Genomic DNA, 19,729 nt, shown 5'->3' with positions numbered 1-19,729 from the left:
GAGCAAGCGCCTTTCTTTCAAAGCAGCTCACTTTTCATTTTACTGGCAAATATTTCTTCTAATGAACCTTTACCTTTGTTCATTTTTTCACCTGTTATATTATCTCTCAATTCTTCATTTTCTGAAATAGTCGAACATGCTTATTTCAAAAGAAAGCGCTTTTTCACCTGTTCAATCTATTAGACTGAATAACTACCTTTACCCTTATTTTGAAAAAAACAAAACAAAAAAGATAGAGGAAATGACTTCCTCTATCTTCTAACCCCCGTCATGTATAGAAAAAAAGGATAGAGGGGATTCCCTCTATCCTTGTGAAATCGCTTGTTCTTTTTCAATGACAGCTAGTCTTTCTTGTACTTCTTCTTCAGATAAATTGTGTTGTTTCACATACAGGTTCCGTTCGCTTGTGCGGCATTCATGACTGCAGCTGCGCATATACTTATGCTCACTCTCTTCAGTGGCAATCATCTTACGGTTACATGCAGGGTTCGCACAGTTCACATAACGCTCGCAAGGCTCACCAGTGAAGAAATCTTTTCCGACAACCACATGCTCTGTTTGATTCACTGGTACTGTTAAGCGATTATCAAACACATAGCATTGACCGTCCCATAGCTTCCCTTGCACTTCTGGGTCTTTTCCGTAAGTGACAATTCCGCCGTCAAGCTGAGAGACATCTTCAAAGCCTTCACGCTTTAACCAGCCTGAGAATTTCTCACAGCGTACACCGCCTGTGCAATAAGTCAGGATTTTTTTCCCTTCAAGAATCTCTTTATTGTCACGAATCCACTCAGGTAATTCACGGAATGTCTCAATATCAGGACGGACTGCCCCTCTAAAGTGACCAACATCAAACTCGTAATCATTACGTGCATCAATCACAACCGTATCAGGTGATTGCATTTGCTCGTAAAATTCGACCGGGCTAAGATGTTTCCCCGTTAATTCTAACGGATTCACGTCATCCTCAAGGCTGAGGTTCACGAGTTCCTTCCGGTGGCGGACGTGCATTTTCTTAAACGCATGTCCATCTGCTTCGTCAATTTTGATCGGCATAGACGCAAAGCGCGGATCTTCTTTTAACGCTTGCATGTACTTGTCCGTTTGCTCAATGGTTCCAGAAACCGTTCCGTTCAAGCCTTCTGCTGATACAAGGATACGGCCTAACAAACCAAGCTCCTTACAGAATGCTAAATGCTCTGCTGTAAACGTCTCTGGGTCCTCAATGGGGACATATTGATAGTAAAGTAAAACGCGATATTGTTTTTCCATCTATATAAACACCTCTTAAATTTAATCAAAACATACCATTCTTTATCATACAGGAAATACATACCTAAAGGCAATGTCGGCGGCTCAATTCCATAAAACGGAAGGGCCTTTCTTCTCATATTTATTTGACAGAACTTTCTGTTAAATGAGATGATTTATGAATGATATGATGTAGTAAAGGAGCAATGATCATGATCCAGCCAGAAGATATTGTCAGAAGCGGTCCTAACCAATTTATTTCTCAAAAGGGAATATATCATGAACTAGATTCCCTTGTATCTGCTTTTCAGTCACCTGCTGTGGTGACAGGATATGATTCATACCAAGCTTTTTCACAATACACAAAGCTGCCGCCCGAGTGGCCTGTCATTCAGCACAAAGGATACAGTTCACCCAATGCGGTCACATGGATCGCAGAAGAGCTTAACGGGTCAGATGTGATTATCGGTATCGGAGGCGGTACGATTTTAGATACCGCAAAATCAGTTGCAGATGCTCTTCAAATCGAAGTTATCATGGTACCAACGATTCCCGGCACATGTGCTGCCTCTACACCACTCAGCGTCATTTATGATGATAAGGGCAATTTCATGAGAGTCGATTATCATAAACGATCAAGCTACCTCACTGTAATTGATCATACTTTTTTGCTTTCCTCTCCTCTTCCCTACCTTCAAAGCGGAATTGGTGATACGCTGGCAAAATGGTATGAAGCGGAAGCGATTATTCGTAACACAAAAAATGCCTTGCCGCTCATGGTGCATGCTGCACTAAAGCAGGCGGTATATGTACGAGACATTCTTCTTTCTCATAGTGAAGAAGCGGTCAACAGCTTAAAAACAGGTCAGCTTTCACAAGCATTTGCAGATGTGACAGATACGATTATTATGTTAGCCGGAACAGTCGGAGGCTATGGGGGGCGTTATGGAAGAATGGCAGGAGCCCATGCCGTTCATAATGGATTGACATTTATTGAAGAAACGCATCATGTGTTACATGGACAAAAAGTGGCTTATGGCATCCTTGTCCAGCTTGCCGCAGAAAACCGAATGTCCGAGGTAGAGGAATTACTTGAACTCTACCAAACACTCGGATTACCTAAAAATATGCGCGATCTTGGTATTACAACTCAGCTGGACGAGGCGGCATTTACAGTGGCAAACCATGCTGCACGTAAAGATGAAACCTTTTGTTTGATTGGAGACTATGCTAAAGAAAAGATTATCGACGCCATTCAAATCATTGAGACCTTTCAATCTCAAAAAATGTCTACACATGAAGGCAAATAAAAAGCACAGGCATCGCACCTGTGCTTTTCTTTCGATTAAAAATCAAAGTTATCTGGATCTGGACCTGTGCGCTCATCTTCATTGAGCTGATCAATGACACCCATCTCACGTGCGGACAGCTCGAAATCGAAGACTTGTGTGTTTTCGATGATTCGGCTCTTTGTCACAGATTTTGGAATGGTGATAATGCCATGCTGCAAGTCCCAGCGAAGGATCACTTGCGCTACTGACTTGTCATGTTTTTTCGCGATATCCTGAAGAACAGGATGGTTTAGAAGCTTCCCGCTTCCTAATGGCGACCACGCCTCAACATGAATTCCTTTCGATTTGCAGTAGTCTCGTAAAGGCTCCTGCGTCAGCTTCGGATGCAGCTCGATTTGATTCACCATTGGCACAACTTCTGCCTCTTCCAATAAATCCTCTAAATGATGCTGATGGAAATTACACACTCCGATCGCTCGAACGCGTCCATCCTTATATAGTTTCTCTAGCGCTTTCCATGTTTCTTTATATTTGCCTTCAACTGGCCAATGAATTAAATAAAGGTCTAATACATCTAGCCCCAGCTTGTCCATACTTGTTTCAAAGGCTTCGAGTGTTGATTCATAGCCTTGATCATTATTCCAGACCTTTGTCGTAATGAATAGATCATCGCGAGAGATGCCTGATTGCTGAATGGCTTTGCCTACCCCTTCTTCATTTTGATAGGCGGCTGCTGTATCAATGCTGCGGTAGCCCGCTTCAAGAGCGTCTTTGACGGCATTTACAGCCTCATCCCCATCTTTTACCTGCCATACACCAAAGCCTAGCTTCGGCATTTCTACTCCGTTTGCTAATGTGACTGTATCTGTTAATCCACTCATCAAACAAACCTCCGCTTCCTTTTTACTTACCAAGCACTATACCCGAATTTTCGATTGATCATGCATGACATTCTGACTGAGTTATTTGATATATTTTCCCATATCAACTTGATTGGCGTCAACGATTTGATATTCGCTTGTTTGATCTTTTGTTTTAGAAAAATCATATATCTCTAAAAAGCTTTGATCATAAAAAACCAGTCCATATACTTCCTTTTCGCTTTCATACATTCTAATCCAATAAGTCTCTTTTGAGGCTTTTTTAACCTCATTCGTTTTCTTTAATTTCATACCTGAAAATTCCTTCAGCAGCTTTTGAATATCCGCTTTCTTTTCCACCATAACACGCTCATCATCATGCTCAATTTGAATCGAAGTCACCTTGTTTTGATCGATTGAGGCCACATCATCAAAAGAGTATGTTTTTGCATTGATTATAAAATAAATACCAATTCCTAATAAAATAATGACGACTAAACCAATCATCCACTTTTTCAACCTAACTCCTCCTTCTATTCACACCACACCTATAAAAACAGTGAAGTCCAATCATCCTCCTCAGAAAATACCTGAATTCCGTGCTGTTTAAGCAAGGCGGATGTCACTCCATCTCCAGCTTTTGTCCTCCCGTTAAAATCTCCGCGATAAATCATCCGGCTGCCGCAGGAAGGGCTGTACTCTTTTAACACAACCGCCGTCGCTTTCAGAGACTGAACCTGTTCCAGCGCGGCCTTCGCGCCTTTTACATACATCTCCGTGACATCATTTCCATGTACATCGATCACAGAGGCGAGGCCCTGTAATACATCATGTCCGTCTCCGCCAATGATTTCTGCGGGAGGCCTTGGCGTGGAAAGGCCGCCAAGGAGCTCAGGACAAACTGTGACTGCCTTTCCCTCCTGAACAAGCTCCTCAATTCGCTGATCTAATCGATGGCTGCCATTATAACGAACCTTCAACCCAGCAAGACAAGCACTGACGACAATCATGTATGTTCCTCACTTTTTTTGCTGACTTTAAAATAAATACATACAGGCAAGAAACATATCGTATTCACCAAAAAGGGCAGAGCACAATACAAAGCAGCACCCCAAATTGGTTCTCCAGGTCCTGCAATACCAAAAAAATAAACAAATAATAGCAAGCTGACAAACAATCCCACGAATGGCATGATGAATACGTATTTTTTATAATTTTCTATCATTTCTTTCTCCAATGAGCTCCCTCCCTTTCTTCATGGCCTCGAATAACATCAATATATGTTAATTTTACCATAAAAAACCGAAATCATCTCCTCTTTACGATGGTTTCGGTTTTTTATCTATATCTTTTCTTTCCAAGCCTTTAAGAAACGCTCAATGACTTGTAATTCATCTTCATGAAACTGCTGTAGAAATTCTAAATAGGACGTGACTGCATTTTCATGTAGTTCATCATGAAGCGCTGCCAATTGCTTTCCTTCCTCTGTCAAAGAATAATAGACAGATTTCTTATCACCCTGCCGGTGGCAATAGTCCACCATGCCTTTTTCAATTAGTTTTTTCACAGCCTTTGTAATAGCTGGCTTTGATAGTTTCAGCTGTTGAGATAGAAATGTATTGTTTGATTCGTTTGGATTGGCTTGAATCATCGATAAAATGTGAAGCTGTGTGAGTGTCCATTCTTGTTTGAGTGTATCAGTCGTGGTAATCAGTGGATCTGTTGGATCATTCCGTCTCTTTTCCCTATGCATAATCAGATCTTGAATCGCTTTTAATACAATCTGCTCTTTTGTTTCCATCTGAACCTCCACTCTTAACTGGTTAATAAAATGGTACTAATAATGAAGAAAGGAGTCAAAAGAAATGTCGATGTGAGCAAAATAATAGGACATAGGACCTGAAAATTACATATGCACTTTTATACTAGATTCCCCTCATCCTGTCACATGCTATAATCATGGGGATGTCATCCAATTTATCAAAATGAAAAGGTGAGCTAAATGAAACCTGAACAACAAATGGCCATTCGCCAGTTAGAAGAAAAGATACACCTGTTTTCCTCTGCTGTAAACGGAACCTTCCTTGCATCGGACGATTTCGTTCTATCAAATACTCATATATCGACTGACACGTTCAATTTGCTCTTACCGACATCAGCTCAAATCCAAGATCCAAAAAAAGTGAAAGCAGCCATTGAACACATGCGGTCACAGAAACTCATCTTCAGCACATGGGTTGATCACCGTTTACTCCATCCTGATTGGGCTGATTTATTAAAGGAATATCAGCTTCAAGAGGTCGAACGCAATACCATCATGATGCTAGAGCATACAGGTGACATTGATCCAGTCACATCCCCAGCACTTACAATCAAGGAAGTTCTTGATGAGCAGACACTCTTTGATTACAAACATATCTTTATTGAACTATTCAAAGGGTCGAAAGAGGCCGCCGCCTTAGAAGACTATTTCCAGCGTTTTTCGATTGAAGCATTACACTCAAAAGCTCGCATGTTCGTGGGGTATGAACACCAAAAGCCGGTCACAACAGGCTTATTATTCGAGGCAAACGACAGCTACGGTATTTATGATGTCATGACAAGGGCCGAACACCGCGGAAAAGGACTTGGCAGTGACATGTTTCATTACCTTCTAACCCAGACAGAGAATAAACAAAAATGTGTCATCTTACAAGCATCAGCAGACGGCAAAAATATTTACCAGCGTGCCGGCTTCCAACCAATCGGCGAAATGGCCGTCTTTGAATAGAAAGGTACTTTCCCTTTGAAATGAACATAAAAAAGCTGCCTATCTTTAGGCAGCTATTCAGCATGATGCTGACGATCCATATAAAGCGGCGGTCTCTTCAGCGAAATCACCGCACAGCTAAAGGCAATCAGTACAAACACAGCACCGAATTTAGCCAGATCAACAGATGAACCGGTCATCGTAAACATGACTCCGCCAACCGCAGATCCAATCGAAATGCCGATTTGCAAAGCCGATGTATTTAAGCTCTGCTGAATATCAGACGTCACAGGATCTGTTTGAATCAAATAACTCTGCAAAGCAGGCGTCAGTGCCCAGCTGAGCGCACCCCAAAGGACAACCATGACCATAAAGAGCGCGAACACCCCCGCTGTATAAGGAATGGTAAACATGACAACCGCAAACGCGATTGTCACAAGCAAAATCGCTTTTCCTGAACCCAGTTTGTCACTCAGCCAGCCGCCAAATCCATTCCCGCCTATAGACGCAAGCCCGAAGATCAAATAACAAATACTAATCCAAAACGGGGTCATATGCAGAACTTCCATCAGAAATGGAGTGAAATAAGAATAAAGCATATAATGGCCTGCAAGCATAAACAAACTGATCAAGTGTGCACTAAAAATCTTCGGATGCCCTAAAGAACGAATCTGCTCTCTAAGAGGCGTCACTTTTTCAACAGGCATTTTTTCCAATAGAAAATAGATCAGCACCATCGATATGGCAGAAAGAATACTGATTCCTAAAAACATCACTCTCCAGCCAAAGCTCTCTGTAATAAAAATACCGATCGGTACACCGAGAACAAGTGAGGAGCTAATACCAATAAAAATCAGCCCTAATGCCTTCGCACGATGCGCTGGTTCCACCAATTTAGCAGTGATCGTCAGTGACAACACCACCACTAGCGCTGTGCTCATCGCGATCAACACCCTTGATATCATGACAAGGGCAAAGGTCGAACTAAAATAAGTGAACACATTCCCTAATGTAAACACCAATAACGCGATTAAATAAAGGCGCTTTCGTTCGATTTTGGCTGTAGCGGTCAGCAGCACGGGTGCTGAAATGGCATACACAATTGCAAATACCGTAATAAGCTGTCCGGCTGTTGCAAGAGACACATTCAAATCCTCTGCAAGACTTGGCAGAATGCCTCCGACCACAAGCTCAACTAATCCAACCGCAAAAGTAGAAACGGCTAATAAATATACTCTCCAGTTCATGTCTAACATCCCTTCTGTATATCATCGCTTTCACTTTTGATACAGGGTGCAGACAAACAAAAAAACCCTGATTACAAAAAAGGAAAGCGCGCTTTTGTAATCAGGATTTATCGGATCCTGGTAGAAACCCTCAAACCATATTATTGAGGTTATACAAGTCTATTTTTTTCTTCACATATATTAGCATAGCCTTACATAACTCGCAAGCTGTAAAAATAGAAAAATACTACCATTCCGTTACCTAAACAAAAGGCGCTGTAAAAGGAATCAGAACAACTTGCTTTCTCCCCCATTTACAGGTAAACTGATGAAAAATCAACGAACAAGGATCAACGTAGATCTGGAATAGTAGCTTGAATCGATCTTTAACAGAGAGGGAACGGTGCTGAGAAGTTCCTACTGACATCTTCAAGTGAACCTGCCGATTTAGTTCTGTTTCATACAGCGGTTCATACCGTTATCATGATTAAGTGTAAAGCTGTGCTTTAAATTAGGGTGGTACCACCAGGAATGGTCCCTAACTTAAAGTACAGCTTTTTTGTTTTTAAAAAGGAGGAACCTGCAATGTCAAAAAAACAATTTGTTGAGAAAATTACAAGCATGGAAGACGACTTTGCCCAGTGGTATACAGATGTTGTCACAAAGGCAAGGCTCGTCGATTATTCAAGCGTGAGAGGCAGTATGATCATTCAGCCGTACGGCTTTAAAATCTGGGAGAATATTCGCGACGAACTTGACCGCCAAATTAAAGAAACGGGTCATGAGAATGTCTATATGCCGCTTTTTATCCCAGAGAGCCTGCTTCAGCAGGAAAAAGATCATATCGAAGGCTTTGCTCCTGAAGTGGCGTGGGTGACACACGGCGGTGAATCCGAATTACAAGAAAGGCTCTGCGTCAGACCAACCTCTGAAGTGCTGTTCGCTGAGCATTACAAAAACATTATTCATTCCTACCGTGATTTACCGAAGCTATATAACCAATGGGCCAATGTTGTCCGCTGGGAAAAGACAACACGTCCCTTCCTCAGAACCCTTGAATTCCTATGGCAGGAAGGGCACACGTGCCATGAGACTGAGCAAGAAGCGATTGAAGAAACAGAAAGAATGCTTCACACTTACGCTTCTCTTTGCGAAGATCTCCTTGCCATTCCTGTCATTAAAGGGAGAAAAACAGAGAAGGAAAAATTCGCCGGCGCTCGCTTCACCTATACGGTTGAAAGCTTGATGCATGACGGAAAAGCGCTGCAAACTGCCACTTCTCATTTCTTCGGGAACGGATTTGCCAAAGCATTTGGCATCGAATTCTTAAACCGTGAAGGAAAACTAGAGCATGTCCAGCAAACCTCTTGGGGTTTCACAACAAGAATTATCGGCGCTATGATCATGGTGCATGGCGATGACAGAGGGCTCGTCCTCCCGCCAAATATTGCGCCAACCCAAGTGCGTATCGTGCCAATCGCTTCTCATAAAGAAGGGGTACTGGATCATGCCTACGAATTGAAGAATCGCCTCGCCCGCATCGCACGTGCTGACATCGACGCAACCGATAAACAGCCAGGCTGGAAATTCAACGAGTGTGAAATGCAGGGTATTCCGCTACGTGTAGAAGTAGGACCAAAGGACATCGAAAAAGGACAAGTGATGCTCGCAAGACGAGACACTGGTGAAAAGCAAGCTGTCACGTTAGATGCACTTGAACAAACCATCACAGCAACACTTGAAGACATCCAGCGGACGATGTACGAAAAAGCGAAAGAACGATTACACGAAAAGACATCACACGCCCACACAATCGAAGACATTGAGCAACTTCTTGCGGAAGAAAACCGATTGATTAAAGCCATGTGGTGCGGTGATGAAGCCTGTGAAAACGACATTAAAGAAAGAACAGGCGCGACCTCACGCTGTATCCCATTCGAACAGGAAACCATTTCTGACACATGTGTCTGCTGCGGCAAGCCTGCATCTGATATGGTGTTCTGGGCGAAAGCCTATTAAGAATATGAACGATAAAGGAGCATCTCTCATGATGCTTCTTTTTTGTTAAAAAGACCCAAACACCCATTGACCTCACCTGCATGATCCCCTATAATTCATATTAATATAATCGGTTTTTAAGACATTAACTGGAGTGGTGATACATGAAACGCTGGCCCTCATTCTTTGCCGAACGCTGTCCTAAATGTAAATCAGCATTAGAAGTCTCAAAGTCCAATGCCCTGCAAGGCAAAGTCGTGAAAACATGTCCCAACCTTCATTATCAAAAAGAGTACCACCCAGCACTAGAAACATATATCGAGCACGATGACGTCAAATAAAAAAGACCAACATGTTTGCTTTGTTGGTCTTTTCTTTATAAAATATCCAGCCAAATTTTGACCGCTGTCGCCGTAATCATCACAGCAAGTGCCCATTGCAAGTAGACGGCGTTGATTTTCTGACCGACCTTCGCACCAATCGGAGCTGCCACCAAACTTGCCGCCATCAGCACAACAGCAGGAAGAAGCATGACCTGACCCGTCAATACCTTTCCAGTCGATGCGCCTATCGCAGAAAGAAACGTAATCGCAAGAGACGATGCAATCGTCATCCGTACAGGAATTTTTAAAATAGAAAGCATCACAGGCACTAAAATAAATGCGCCGCCTGCACCTAATACCCCGGAAACACTGCCAATCACAAAGGCAATAGCTGATGCCAGCCCTTTATGAAAAGTGACTTCTCCCTCTGCGTCTGCACGCTGTCCTTTTTTCGGAATCAGCATGAGAATTACCGCCACAATGGCGAGTAATCCATAGACGAGGTTCATCCCTTTCTCCGGCATAAAATGTGATACATAACTGCCTAATAAGCTGCCCGCTAATATACTGCTTCCCATATATAAAATCAGCGAGCGATGTAAAAATCCGCTTTTCCGATAAGCAAGTACACCACCCAGTGTCGAAAAAAGCACTTGAATGGCGCCAATCCCTGATACCTCGTGTGCTGATAGTGCCATCACACCGAAAAGAGGCGGGATATAAAGCAGCATGGGATAGTTGATCACAGATCCGCCGATCCCCACCATTCCTGATAAGAAGGAACCAAGACATCCGATGATAAAAAGTGTAATCAAAAATGCAAAATCCACGATGGTCTCCTCCTTTGCAAAAGGAAAAGGGGATCTTCAGCAGATACCCCTACATCCTTTAGGACCCTTTTCTCATCCAGAACTTCAGCACGTGACCTTCTTCTGTCTGCGTGATCAATTCATGTCCGCTTGACTTCGCCCATGCGGCCAAGTCAGCTTTAGCCCCTTTATCTGTTGCATGTATTTCTAAAACTTGACCTTTCGCCAAGTCGTTCATTTTTTTCTTCGTTCGAATAATCGGCATTGGGCATGCGAGCCCTGTTACGTCTAAAATTTGATCTGATGTCATTTGATTGCTCCTCTTCTCTTATTTTATTGGACATTACCGAATCGCACAACGGTTTGGACCCATTTCCATTTCCCGCTGCTCTTCCACATCTGGGTTCAGCTTCCCCATATTGGCTTGACGAATCTCTTGAAAGGCATGCGGCTGTGCAGGCAGACCTTCCGTCACCATCTTTCTAAACACATGTTGATCTTCAATATGAAGCCCATGATTTTCTTTTAAAAGTGAGCCTAGCTCCTTCCAAACACTGCCGTCTTCATTCATTTCTTCTATGGTCATGAAGTGCGCAGGCAGAACGATGTATTCCTTTGAAAACGCCATATACCGTTCATAAAGCGTCTCTCTCAAATCATCTACCCAGTTCTCCGCCATTCCAGCAAGATCTGGTCTTCCAATTGAATCAATAAACAAAATATCACCTGAAAGAAGATATTGATTGTCTACGATAAAAGATGTTGAGCCGATCGTATGTCCCGGGGAATAAATGGGTTGAATATCAATAGAAGCTGTTCCAATCGTTATCCGCTGTCCTTCTTCAAGACGTTCATATTCAAAGGTTACCTCTTCTGCATCTTTTGGCGGCAGCCAGTAGGTGGCACCCGTTTGTTCAGCCAGCTTTTTCCCACCAGAAATATGATCTGCATGAAGGTGAGTATCCATCACATGCGTCACAGAGACATCATGCTTTTTCGCAAAATCCATATAGACCTCCGTCATTCGAGCTGCATCCACAACCGCAGCTTCTCCATTGGACATGATCATATAGGACAGACACCCTTTGCCCATCCGTACAAATTGATACAGCTCTCCGCCGCCGCTTAAATTACCTATTTTCACTGGCTCTAGATACTCACTCCATGCCTTCATGCCGCCCTGCAAATAATGAACAGGCACGCCAGCCTCTGACAGCATCTCCGCCACCAGGATAGAGGAACCTTCCTTAGCACAAACCACCAATACTTCACGGTCACTAGGAATGTGCTGTAAAAGACCGTTTACTCCGTCAAGCAGATCAAAATAAGGCACATTCATATCAACGATTGCTTCCCCTTCAATCTTCCAGTCCTGTACATCTGCTTGATTTCGCACATCTAGCAAAAAGAGCGGCTCTTTGCCCACGATCTTTTTTGTTAACTGCTCTGCAGTCATGGCTTTTACCGTCATGTTTTATTCAGCTCCTATTTTTCAATGGCTCCTGTCCAGCTATTCATGCCTGGCACCACATTGATTAATTGTTGAAATCCTTTCTCTTTTAGCTTTTGCGCAGCTAATTCACTTCTTCTGCCTGAATGACAGATGAGATAAATGTCCGATTCTCTTGTTAACTCCTCTGCATGATCTTCCACCTCACCAAGCGGGATATGAACAGCTCCTGGGATATGCCCCGCTTCGTATTCATCCAGCTCTCGTACATCCAAAATAAACAGAGATTGATCTTCTTTTACCTTCTGTTGAAAGGCATGCAAAGATATTTCTGAAATCATGGGCTCTTCCTCTTGCGCTCCGCCCTTACGAATCAAATGATGAAGCACCTGTCCTTCTACTTTTGTTCCTAAAAACTCATGGCCGGCACTTTTTGACCAAGCCGCTAAATCCGCTGCTGATCCTTTATCGGTAGCTTGCACTTCAAGTACATCTCCTGGCAAAAGCTCATTCATTTGTTTTTTTGTTTTCACAATCGGCATCGGACATGCCAATCCTTTTGCATCTAAAATGACAGTTGGTTGCTGCACGTGATGTCCTCCTTTATATAGGGGTGGGGGTATATTTTTATGCGTGCTTAATGCCAAGCATTCATACCACCCTTGATGTTAGTAATATGAGTAAATCCTTGCTTCTTCAATATTTTCGCTGCCTGCATACTTCTTATTCCGCTTTGGCATATCACATAGACCTCTTTGTCTTTCGCAAGCTGATTTGCTCGTTCTTTTAGCTGAGGTAATGGAATGTTTCGAAATCCTTTAATATGGTTTGTTTGAAATTCTACTGGAGATCGTACGTCAATCAGTTGTTGATGTTGTCTACGCAATTGAGGTTTCATATCGGCTGCATCAATTTGTTTTACACCCTTTACAAGAAGAAAACGGCTCACCAGCAAACCAATGACGATGATGATCAAAAGTGTTTGAATCATGTGTTAACACCTCACTAGATAAATAAATTCACATTCCCAATTTCAGCCTCTGCTAAATACGCCGCCACACCAGCATATTGAATATCATCTAATAATTCTTTCTCCTGCAGCCCTAAAAGATCCATCGTCATTGTACATGCTACGAGATTAACCTCCTGTTCCTTCGCCATATCAATGAGCTGCGGCAAGGACATGGCATTGTGCTTTTTGATGACGTGCTTAATCATCTTGGGGCCCATTCCAGCAAAATTCATCTTTGAAATGCCCATTCGATCAGCCCCGCGCGGCATCATCTTGCCAAACATTTTTTCTAAAAAACCCTTTTTCATGGGCACCATCTCATCCTTGCGCAAGGCATTCAGCCCCCAAAAGGTATGGAAAATCGTCACCTCATGATCATAGGCTGCTGCACCATTGGCAATAATGTAAGCCGCCATTGCTTTATCATAATCCCCACTAAATAGCACAATCGTCGTGCGTTTTTTCTGTTCTTTCATTCTGGTCCTCCTTCATCATTACCCATGGGGGTATATAGAAAACAAAAAATATATACACATACCGGTAAGGGTATATTATAACAAGTAAGAAAATCCGTCAACCTTCAAAGGCTGAAGAATTTCTTACCGGCTTTTCACCAATAGCTCAACCGCTTCTTTCACAAGACCTTCCGTATCCTTACCTTGTTCAAGACTTTCACGGACACATTGCTCAAGATTTGTACTCACAATCACACCCATCGCCCGATCAATGGCATTGCGTGATGCAGACAGCTGCGTCACTACCTCGCGGCAATCCTTTCCCTGCTCCATCATCGCAAGAACCCCTTTAATCTGCCCCTCAATCCGGCGAAGACGGTTCTTCATCTGTTGATTATATTCCATTTACAAGCACCCCTTTCTATTCTTTCTATGAACAGATAGTATACCCTAAGAGGTATTTAGTCAAACGACTTGCCCTTCTCTTTTGTAGAGAACGTATGTGAAAATAATTGCACATTCCACCATTTATTGATAAAAAGAAAATAATCAACGAACGAGAAATCATTGAAGAAAAGAGGACAGCCCATGACTTTACATCATTATATTGGATCAAACAAAGAACTGCCGCTTGGTACCATTGGTCAAAATCCTACCTATCAACCATTCTCTGAACTCAATATCAACATCTTTAATAAAAAACAAAAAAAGCCAAAAACCTATCAAAAAGAAGAACTTTTGATAGAAGTATTTGAAACAGAAGAGGATTTCGAAGGCATTCATATTGATGATCTAGATCCCGTCTATGAAGCGGTAAGAAACAAATTCACACATCCTTTTGTTTATGAATTAGACATCATTCATTCTCTTCGTGCTCTTTTTAAATTCATTGAAAAAGAGCTGTCAAAAGGAGAAACTATCGAAATCTATTCTTGTGTAGATGGATTCGAAACGAAAGAAAAGGATAATCAATTGGACGTAGAAATTGACCTAAGCAAAAAACGATTTGGAAAACATATCGATTTTAAAGGGATCGATGAACTGATTGATATGTTTGAATTAGAAAACTTACAATATGTGTTGGTGAAGAAATAGAGAAGAATTGACATGGAACATCAAAATGCTGTGTTATTAGAGATTGTAGAAGCGTAACCTTGGTTAAACAAAGATCAATTGAAGTTATTAATAGAAAAGCGCATATAAATGTAACACGGAGGTAGTTGAAAAAACAAAAATCCCATCAATTACCTCTTTGCAGATCATCGTAAACTTTTTCAAAAATTTCTATTGGTATTGAATACTTCGTTGTCTTATCATTACGGTAATTAACCACTATATCGATATGATGTTGCCTTTTTTCAAATTCAATAATTGAATTCTCCCATCTATCTCTAACGGATATAACACAATTACCATTTTTCTTTTCCTTTTTTTGATAAACATAATCCATTTTATCTCTCCATTGTCGTAAGTAATTTTAAAAACGTATAAAAGTAGTTTCTACCATAAATACTTAATATGATTTCAATTGGACCTAATGGATGATTCAATAACCGTTTACATATCTAAATATCAAATTAGGGCTCAAAAGAGTAGAATACCTATGATAAAACATAGTAGTGATAACTATCTCAATGAAACATCCTATATTTTAACAAAATGATACACTCAAATAATGACTTCGTCTCTATTTCTTAAGAAATTTAAGATGAAATCAAACTAATGATGAAAAAGAAGGTGACCCATGCCATGCCAAACAACCAAACACCCAACCCACTCATTTATGAAAAATCACCCTACCTCCTTCAGCACGCCCACAACCCAGTTCACTGGTACCCGTGGGGGCAAGAAGCATTCGATAAAGCCAAACGTGAAAATAAACCAGTGCTTATCAGTATTGGTTACGCCACATGTCACTGGTGCCACGTCATGGCACACGAAAGCTTCGAAGATCAACAAGTCGCTGACATCTTAAATGAGCATTTCATTTCAATCAAAGTCGATCGTGAGGAGCGTCCAGATATCGACTCGATGTATATGTCTGTTTGTCAGATGATGACGGGGCAAGGCGGCTGGCCGTTGAACGTGTTTGTCACGCCGGATCAAAAGCCTTTTTATGCTGGAACATATTTTCCAAAAAGAAGTGCATACGGGCGTCCTGGCTTCATCGAGGCACTCACACAATTGCTGGATGCGTACCATAACGACCGAGATCATATTGAATCATTGGCAGAGAAAGCGACAAATAATCTTCGGATTAAAGCAGCAGGGCAGACAGAAAACACGCTGTCTCAAGAGGCAATTCACAAAGCCTATTACCAGCTCATGAGCAGCTTTGATACACTGTATGGCGGATTCGGCTCCGCACCGAAATTTCCTGCACCTCATATGCTCTCTTTTCTGATGCGCTATTACGAATGGACAGGACAGGAGAATGCGCTGTATGCAGTCACGAAAACGTTAGATGGGATGGCAAATGGCGGTATATACGACCACATTGGGTCGGGCTTTTCTCGTTATTCGACGGATGAAAAATGGCTTGTGCCGCATTTTGAAAAAATGCTGTATGATAACGCCTTGCTGATGGAAGCTTATACAGAAGCGTATCAGCTCACCTCAAAACCTGAGTATAAAAAGCTTGTCCAACACCTGATCCAATTTATCAAACAAGATATGATGAATCCGGGCGGCTCATTTTATTCAGCGATAGATGCAGATTCTGAAGGGAAAGAAGGGCAATATTACGTCTGGTCAAAAGATGAGATCATCACCCATTTAGGAGAGGAGCTTGGCGCTTTATTTTGCGAAGTCTATCACATCACAGAAGAGGGGAACTTTGAAGGGGAGAACATCCCTCATACCATTTCTACCTCTTTTGAGGACATCAAAGCCTCTTTTTCGATCGATGATAAAACCCTTCAGTCTAAGCTGCAAGAAGCCCAGCATATTTTACAATCAGTCAGACAGCAGCGACCCGCGCCGCTTGTCGATGACAAGGTGCTTACATCTTGGAATGCGCTGATGATCTCAGCTCTCGCCAAAGCAGGAAGGGTCTTTGATGCAGACGAAGCGATCCATATGGCGAAGCAGGCGATGTCTTTTCTAGAAACACATCTTGTTCAACATGAGCGGCTCATGGTCCGCTACAGAGAAGGTGACGTGAAGCATCTCGGCTTTATCGAGGATTATGCACATATGTTAAAAGCCTATATGTCTTTATACGAAGCGACCTTTGAATTAGATTGGCTGGAAAAAGCCACAGCCATTGTGGAGAACATGTTTGAGCTGTTTTGGGACAAGGAAAAAGGGGGCTTTTTCTTCTCGGGATCAGATGCGGAAGCGCTCCTCGTTCGAGAAAAAGAAGTGTACGACGGTGCCATGCCTTCTGGTAACAGCACCGCACTCAAGCACCTTCTCATGCTAAGCAGACTGACCGGACGTCAGGATTGGCTAGACACATTACAGCAGATGTTCCAAGCCTTTTATGTCGATGTCTCTTCCTACCCAAGCGGACACACAGCGTTTCTGCAAGGGCTCCTAAGTCAATATGCAACCAAAAGAGAAATCATCATTCTCGGAAAAAACGGTGACCCTCAAAAAGAACAGCTTTTACAGGCGCTTCAAAAACGCTTCGTGCCATTTGATATCATATTGACTGCCGAAACAGGGAAAGAATTAGCAAAGCTCGCGCCCTTTACAAAAGATTACAAAACAATCGAAGGCAAAACCACCGTGTATATTTGTGAAAACTACAGCTGCCGCCAGCCAATCACTGATATCGACGAAGCGATGGAACAATTATTCCCCGATTAAGTTTGTCATGAGATGACTATGAGAAGACAAAATGAGGACAAACAGATAAAAAACATGTCAATCCGCTAACAAATTGTCTGTACGGTTTTATTTTTCCTAAAAAACGGTTAGAATGCGCACTAGACGTTCTCATACCGAAGGGAGAGAAAATGATGAAAAAGGTATCATACACACTCATCGCTTGTTTGTTATCTGTTGGACTTGCAGCCTGCTCGTCAAACGATGCCAAACAAGATAAGCAAAACGATTCAGCCAAAAACAAGGAAACAACACAGGCTGATCAAAAAGAGCAGCAAAAGCAAATGGAAGAAATGCAAAAGAAATTAGACGCACAAAAAATCGATGATCAAAAGGTCGTTGCGACCGTCAACAAAGACAAAATCACAGGCAGTGAATACAATAGCGCTTTATCTACCATTCAAGGCCAGCTTCAGCAGTCCGGGCAAGACCCCACTTCTAAAGAAGGCGAGAAAGCAGTCAAGAAACAAACCATTGATGCGCTCGTAGGCCAAGAGCTCATCCTGCAAGATGCTGAGAAGAAGGGCTTCAAAGCCTCTGACAAAGAGGTAGATAAGCAGCTAAAGGAAGAAAAGAAACAGTTTAAAGACAACGCTCAATTCGAAGAAGCACTGAAAAAGAGCGGACTCACATTGGATCAGCTGAAAAGTGACATTGCCGACAGCATCAAATACAGCCAATATGTCGACAAAGAAATCAAATCAGCCTCCGTCTCTGAGAAAGACGTCAAAGCGTACTATGATCAATACGCAGACCAAATGAAAAAACAAAAGCAAAAAGCACCAGAATACAAAGAGGTTAAATCACAAATTAAAAAACAGCTAGAATCTCAAGAAAAGCAAAAAGAAGTACAAAAAGAAATTGAAAAACTAAAGAAATCTGCGAAAATTAATGTGTCTCTATAACCGCTAAGAAAAAATCCGCCATTGTGCGGATTTTTTTGTTATTTCATGATCCGTTTTTCCAAATTTATGACAAAAGCCTCATCATAAACGTCTCTTCCATCCGATATGATGGGAGTACAAAAGAAAGCGCTAACAATTCTTTTGTCTCTGAAAAGGTACAGGATCAAAAACCATTCTCGTACTTTTGCTTCAGTCAATCGGACATCTACAAAAGGAGGATCTTTATGTTCAAATGGTTTAAACCTGCTCCACATATCGACAGGCTTGATGATGCCAAAACAGACGAGACGTATAAGCGGCTGCGGCTGCAAGTCTTTCTAGGCATCTTTATCGGGTATGCGGGCTACTATTTGCTGCGCAAAAATTTCGCTTTTGCCATTCCATATCTACAGGAAGAAGGGTTCACGAAAAGTGAATTAGGCTTTGTACTCGCAGCCGTATCCATTGCTTATGGCTTTAGTAAATTCATCATGGGGATGATCTCAGACCGCTGTAACCCCAGATACTTTTTAGCTGCCGGACTCTTTTTATCAGCTCTTATCAATATCCTATTTGTCTCATTTCCATGGGTCACATCCAGTGTATGGATCATGTTTCTATTCATGTTCTTAAACGGCTGGTTTCAAGGCATGGGGTGGCCGCCATGCGGACGTACGATGGCGCACTGGTTTTCGGTTAGTGAACGTGGTACGAAAATGTCCATTTGGAACGTCGCTCACAATATCGGCGGCGGAATTCTTGCACCGCTTATCACATTAGGGATTGTGCTGTTTGCGACGTGGAAAAGTATCTTTTTCTTCCCTGCCATCATTGCCATTATCGTCTCCTTCGTGATCATTCTTCTCGTACGGGATACCCCGCAATCCACTGGTCTTCCGCCAATTGAGGAATATCGAAATGACTATCCGGCCCAAAAGTATGAGGATCAAGAAAAAGAATTAACAGTGAAAGAGATTTTATTTAAATATGTACTCAACAATAAATTCCTATGGTATATCGCCATCGCCAACGTGTTTGTGTACTTTGTCCGTTACGGTGTCGTTGACTGGGCTCCGACCTACTTAACAGAAGCAAAGGGCTTTTCACCAGAGCATTCACGCTGGTCTTATTTTCTTTATGAATATGCAGGCATTCCCGGTACATTATTGTGCGGCTGGATCAGTGACCGCTTCTTTAGAAGCCGCCGCGCACCAGCTGGCGTCATCTTTATGGCCGGGGTGTTAATTGCCGTTCTTGTTTACTGGCTAAACCCTGCAGGCAATCCAATGGTCGATAACATTGCCCTCATCAGCATCGGCTTTTTGATTTACGGCCCGGTCATGCTCATTGGACTTCAAGCCATTGATCTCGCTCCAAAAAAAGCAGCTGGCACTGCTGCCGGACTGACAGGCTTCTTCGGCTACATTGGCGGCTCTGCCTTTGCCAATGCCATGATGGGCGTCGTCGTCGATCACTATGACTGGACAGGAGGCTTCATTTTACTGGTTGGTTCTTGTGTGCTTGCGATTGTTTTCCTCGCTATGACATGGAATACAGGAAAACGCGTAGAGCAAGCTTAATGAAAATCA

At 42.4% G+C, this 19,729-nt stretch carries 23 protein-coding genes and 1 riboswitch; of the genes, 8 read left to right on the top strand and 15 right to left on the bottom strand.

Features of this window, described 5'->3' with window-relative positions:
* Positions 1-303 precede the first annotated feature (303 nt).
* On the bottom strand, positions 304-1,272 hold the full coding sequence (locus MHI08_RS01285; RefSeq protein WP_024424412.1) for a rhodanese-related sulfurtransferase: 969 nt from the start codon (positions 1,270-1,272) through the stop codon (positions 304-306).
* Between the two features lie 191 nt (positions 1,273-1,463).
* Here MHI08_RS01285 and MHI08_RS01280 point away from each other — a divergent pair, with 191 nt between their 5' ends.
* Positions 1,464-2,561, top strand: coding sequence for an iron-containing alcohol dehydrogenase family protein (locus MHI08_RS01280; protein ID WP_080708034.1), 1,098 nt, complete (start codon positions 1,464-1,466; stop codon positions 2,559-2,561).
* A gap of 35 nt (positions 2,562-2,596) precedes the next feature.
* On the opposite strand, the gene MHI08_RS01275 is transcribed toward MHI08_RS01280, so the two are convergent.
* The 5 genes from MHI08_RS01275 to MHI08_RS01255 form a co-directional block, all read right to left on the bottom strand.
* Positions 2,597-3,424 carry an aldo/keto reductase gene (locus MHI08_RS01275; protein ID WP_280149041.1) on the bottom strand — a complete coding sequence of 276 codons (828 nt, stop codon included), beginning with the start codon at positions 3,422-3,424 and terminating at the stop codon, positions 2,597-2,599.
* An 81-nt stretch (positions 3,425-3,505) separates the two neighbouring features.
* The gene (locus MHI08_RS01270) at positions 3,506-3,922 is read right to left on the bottom strand and encodes a hypothetical protein (protein ID WP_342499910.1); all 417 of its coding nucleotides are present in this window, start codon (positions 3,920-3,922) and stop codon (positions 3,506-3,508) included.
* 29 nt (positions 3,923-3,951) lie between these two features.
* Positions 3,952-4,413, bottom strand: coding sequence for a DUF523 domain-containing protein (locus MHI08_RS01265; RefSeq protein WP_280149042.1), 462 nt, complete (start codon positions 4,411-4,413; stop codon positions 3,952-3,954).
* Positions 4,410-4,640, bottom strand: coding sequence for a hypothetical protein (locus MHI08_RS01260; protein WP_342499909.1), 231 nt, complete (start codon positions 4,638-4,640; stop codon positions 4,410-4,412). Before MHI08_RS01260 ends, MHI08_RS01265 begins: the two co-directional genes overlap by 4 nt.
* Before the next feature lie 105 nt (positions 4,641-4,745).
* Positions 4,746-5,204: a MarR family transcriptional regulator gene (locus MHI08_RS01255; RefSeq protein ID WP_041106150.1), complete on the bottom strand. Its 459-nt coding sequence runs from the start codon at positions 5,202-5,204 to the stop codon at positions 4,746-4,748.
* A 201-nt stretch (positions 5,205-5,405) separates the two neighbouring features.
* Between MHI08_RS01255 and MHI08_RS01250 the strand changes: the two genes are divergently transcribed.
* Complete coding sequence (locus MHI08_RS01250) at positions 5,406-6,173, top strand: GNAT family N-acetyltransferase (protein ID WP_056768464.1); 768 nt, start codon at positions 5,406-5,408, stop codon at positions 6,171-6,173.
* A gap of 53 nt (positions 6,174-6,226) precedes the next feature.
* On the opposite strand, the gene MHI08_RS01245 is transcribed toward MHI08_RS01250, so the two are convergent.
* Positions 6,227-7,399, bottom strand: coding sequence for an MFS transporter (locus tag MHI08_RS01245; protein WP_025092506.1), 1,173 nt, complete (start codon positions 7,397-7,399; stop codon positions 6,227-6,229).
* A 77-nt stretch (positions 7,400-7,476) separates the two neighbouring features.
* Positions 7,477-7,576: riboswitch (purine riboswitch) on the bottom strand.
* A gap of 387 nt (positions 7,577-7,963) precedes the next feature.
* Here MHI08_RS01245 and proS point away from each other — a divergent pair.
* Complete coding sequence (gene proS / locus MHI08_RS01240; protein WP_056768467.1) at positions 7,964-9,397, top strand: proline--tRNA ligase; 1,434 nt, start codon at positions 7,964-7,966, stop codon at positions 9,395-9,397.
* Positions 9,398-9,540: 143 nt separating this feature from the next.
* Positions 9,541-9,717: a hypothetical protein gene (locus tag MHI08_RS01235; protein ID WP_165585036.1), complete on the top strand. Its 177-nt coding sequence runs from the start codon at positions 9,541-9,543 to the stop codon at positions 9,715-9,717.
* A gap of 35 nt (positions 9,718-9,752) precedes the next feature.
* Here the strand turns inward: MHI08_RS01235 and MHI08_RS01230 are convergent, their stop codons facing one another.
* The 7 genes from MHI08_RS01230 to MHI08_RS01200 all read right to left on the bottom strand — a co-directional run bounded on the left by MHI08_RS01230 (position 9,753) and on the right by MHI08_RS01200 (position 13,830).
* Positions 9,753-10,529 carry a sulfite exporter TauE/SafE family protein gene (locus MHI08_RS01230; protein WP_087976307.1) on the bottom strand — a complete coding sequence of 259 codons (777 nt, stop codon included), beginning with the start codon at positions 10,527-10,529 and terminating at the stop codon, positions 9,753-9,755.
* A 58-nt stretch (positions 10,530-10,587) separates the two neighbouring features.
* Positions 10,588-10,818, bottom strand: coding sequence for a sulfurtransferase TusA family protein (locus MHI08_RS01225; protein WP_075622234.1), 231 nt, complete (start codon positions 10,816-10,818; stop codon positions 10,588-10,590).
* 33 nt (positions 10,819-10,851) lie between these two features.
* Positions 10,852-11,979: an MBL fold metallo-hydrolase gene (locus MHI08_RS01220; RefSeq protein ID WP_087976308.1), complete on the bottom strand. Its 1,128-nt coding sequence runs from the start codon at positions 11,977-11,979 to the stop codon at positions 10,852-10,854.
* A gap of 14 nt (positions 11,980-11,993) precedes the next feature.
* Entirely contained in the window at positions 11,994-12,548 is a 555-nt protein-coding gene (locus tag MHI08_RS01215) for a sulfurtransferase TusA family protein (RefSeq protein ID WP_087976309.1), read from the bottom strand.
* Between the two features lie 47 nt (positions 12,549-12,595).
* Positions 12,596-12,949 (bottom strand): rhodanese-like domain-containing protein, encoded by a 354-nt coding sequence (locus MHI08_RS01210; RefSeq protein ID WP_163114454.1) that lies wholly within the window; start codon positions 12,947-12,949, stop codon positions 12,596-12,598.
* A 14-nt stretch (positions 12,950-12,963) separates the two neighbouring features.
* The gene (locus tag MHI08_RS01205; protein ID WP_342499908.1) at positions 12,964-13,446 is read right to left on the bottom strand and encodes a DsrE/DsrF/DrsH-like family protein; all 483 of its coding nucleotides are present in this window, start codon (positions 13,444-13,446) and stop codon (positions 12,964-12,966) included.
* Between the two features lie 123 nt (positions 13,447-13,569).
* Positions 13,570-13,830, bottom strand: a complete 261-nt coding sequence (locus MHI08_RS01200; protein WP_003217059.1) for a metal-sensitive transcriptional regulator — start codon at positions 13,828-13,830, stop codon at positions 13,570-13,572.
* 183 nt (positions 13,831-14,013) lie between these two features.
* On the opposite strand from MHI08_RS01200, the gene MHI08_RS01195 reads away from it, so the two are divergent.
* A complete protein-coding gene (locus MHI08_RS01195) occupies positions 14,014-14,520 on the top strand; it encodes a hypothetical protein (RefSeq protein WP_041106131.1) in 507 nt (168 codons plus the stop codon).
* Between the two features lie 145 nt (positions 14,521-14,665).
* On the opposite strand, the gene MHI08_RS01190 is transcribed toward MHI08_RS01195, so the two are convergent.
* Positions 14,666-14,875, bottom strand: coding sequence for a hypothetical protein (locus tag MHI08_RS01190; protein WP_041106129.1), 210 nt, complete (start codon positions 14,873-14,875; stop codon positions 14,666-14,668).
* Between the two features lie 299 nt (positions 14,876-15,174).
* On the opposite strand from MHI08_RS01190, the gene MHI08_RS01185 reads away from it, so the two are divergent.
* The 3 genes from MHI08_RS01185 to glpT all read left to right on the top strand — a co-directional run bounded on the left by MHI08_RS01185 (position 15,175) and on the right by glpT (position 19,720).
* The gene (locus tag MHI08_RS01185; protein WP_342499907.1) at positions 15,175-17,238 is read left to right on the top strand and encodes a thioredoxin domain-containing protein; all 2,064 of its coding nucleotides are present in this window, start codon (positions 15,175-15,177) and stop codon (positions 17,236-17,238) included.
* Between the two features lie 152 nt (positions 17,239-17,390).
* A complete protein-coding gene (locus MHI08_RS01180; protein WP_024424429.1) occupies positions 17,391-18,161 on the top strand; it encodes a SurA N-terminal domain-containing protein in 771 nt (256 codons plus the stop codon).
* A 224-nt stretch (positions 18,162-18,385) separates the two neighbouring features.
* Positions 18,386-19,720: a glycerol-3-phosphate transporter gene (gene glpT / locus MHI08_RS01175; protein ID WP_061110460.1), complete on the top strand. Its 1,335-nt coding sequence runs from the start codon at positions 18,386-18,388 to the stop codon at positions 19,718-19,720.
* The last annotated feature ends 9 nt before the right edge of the window (positions 19,721-19,729 follow it).

Origin of the sequence: Bacillus sp. FSL M7-0791 (assembly GCF_038627085.1) — a bacterium.
GTDB classification, from domain to species: domain Bacteria; phylum Bacillota; class Bacilli; order Bacillales; family Bacillaceae; genus Bacillus; species Bacillus safensis.
This window is presented reverse-complemented; position numbering and strand designations above follow the sequence as displayed.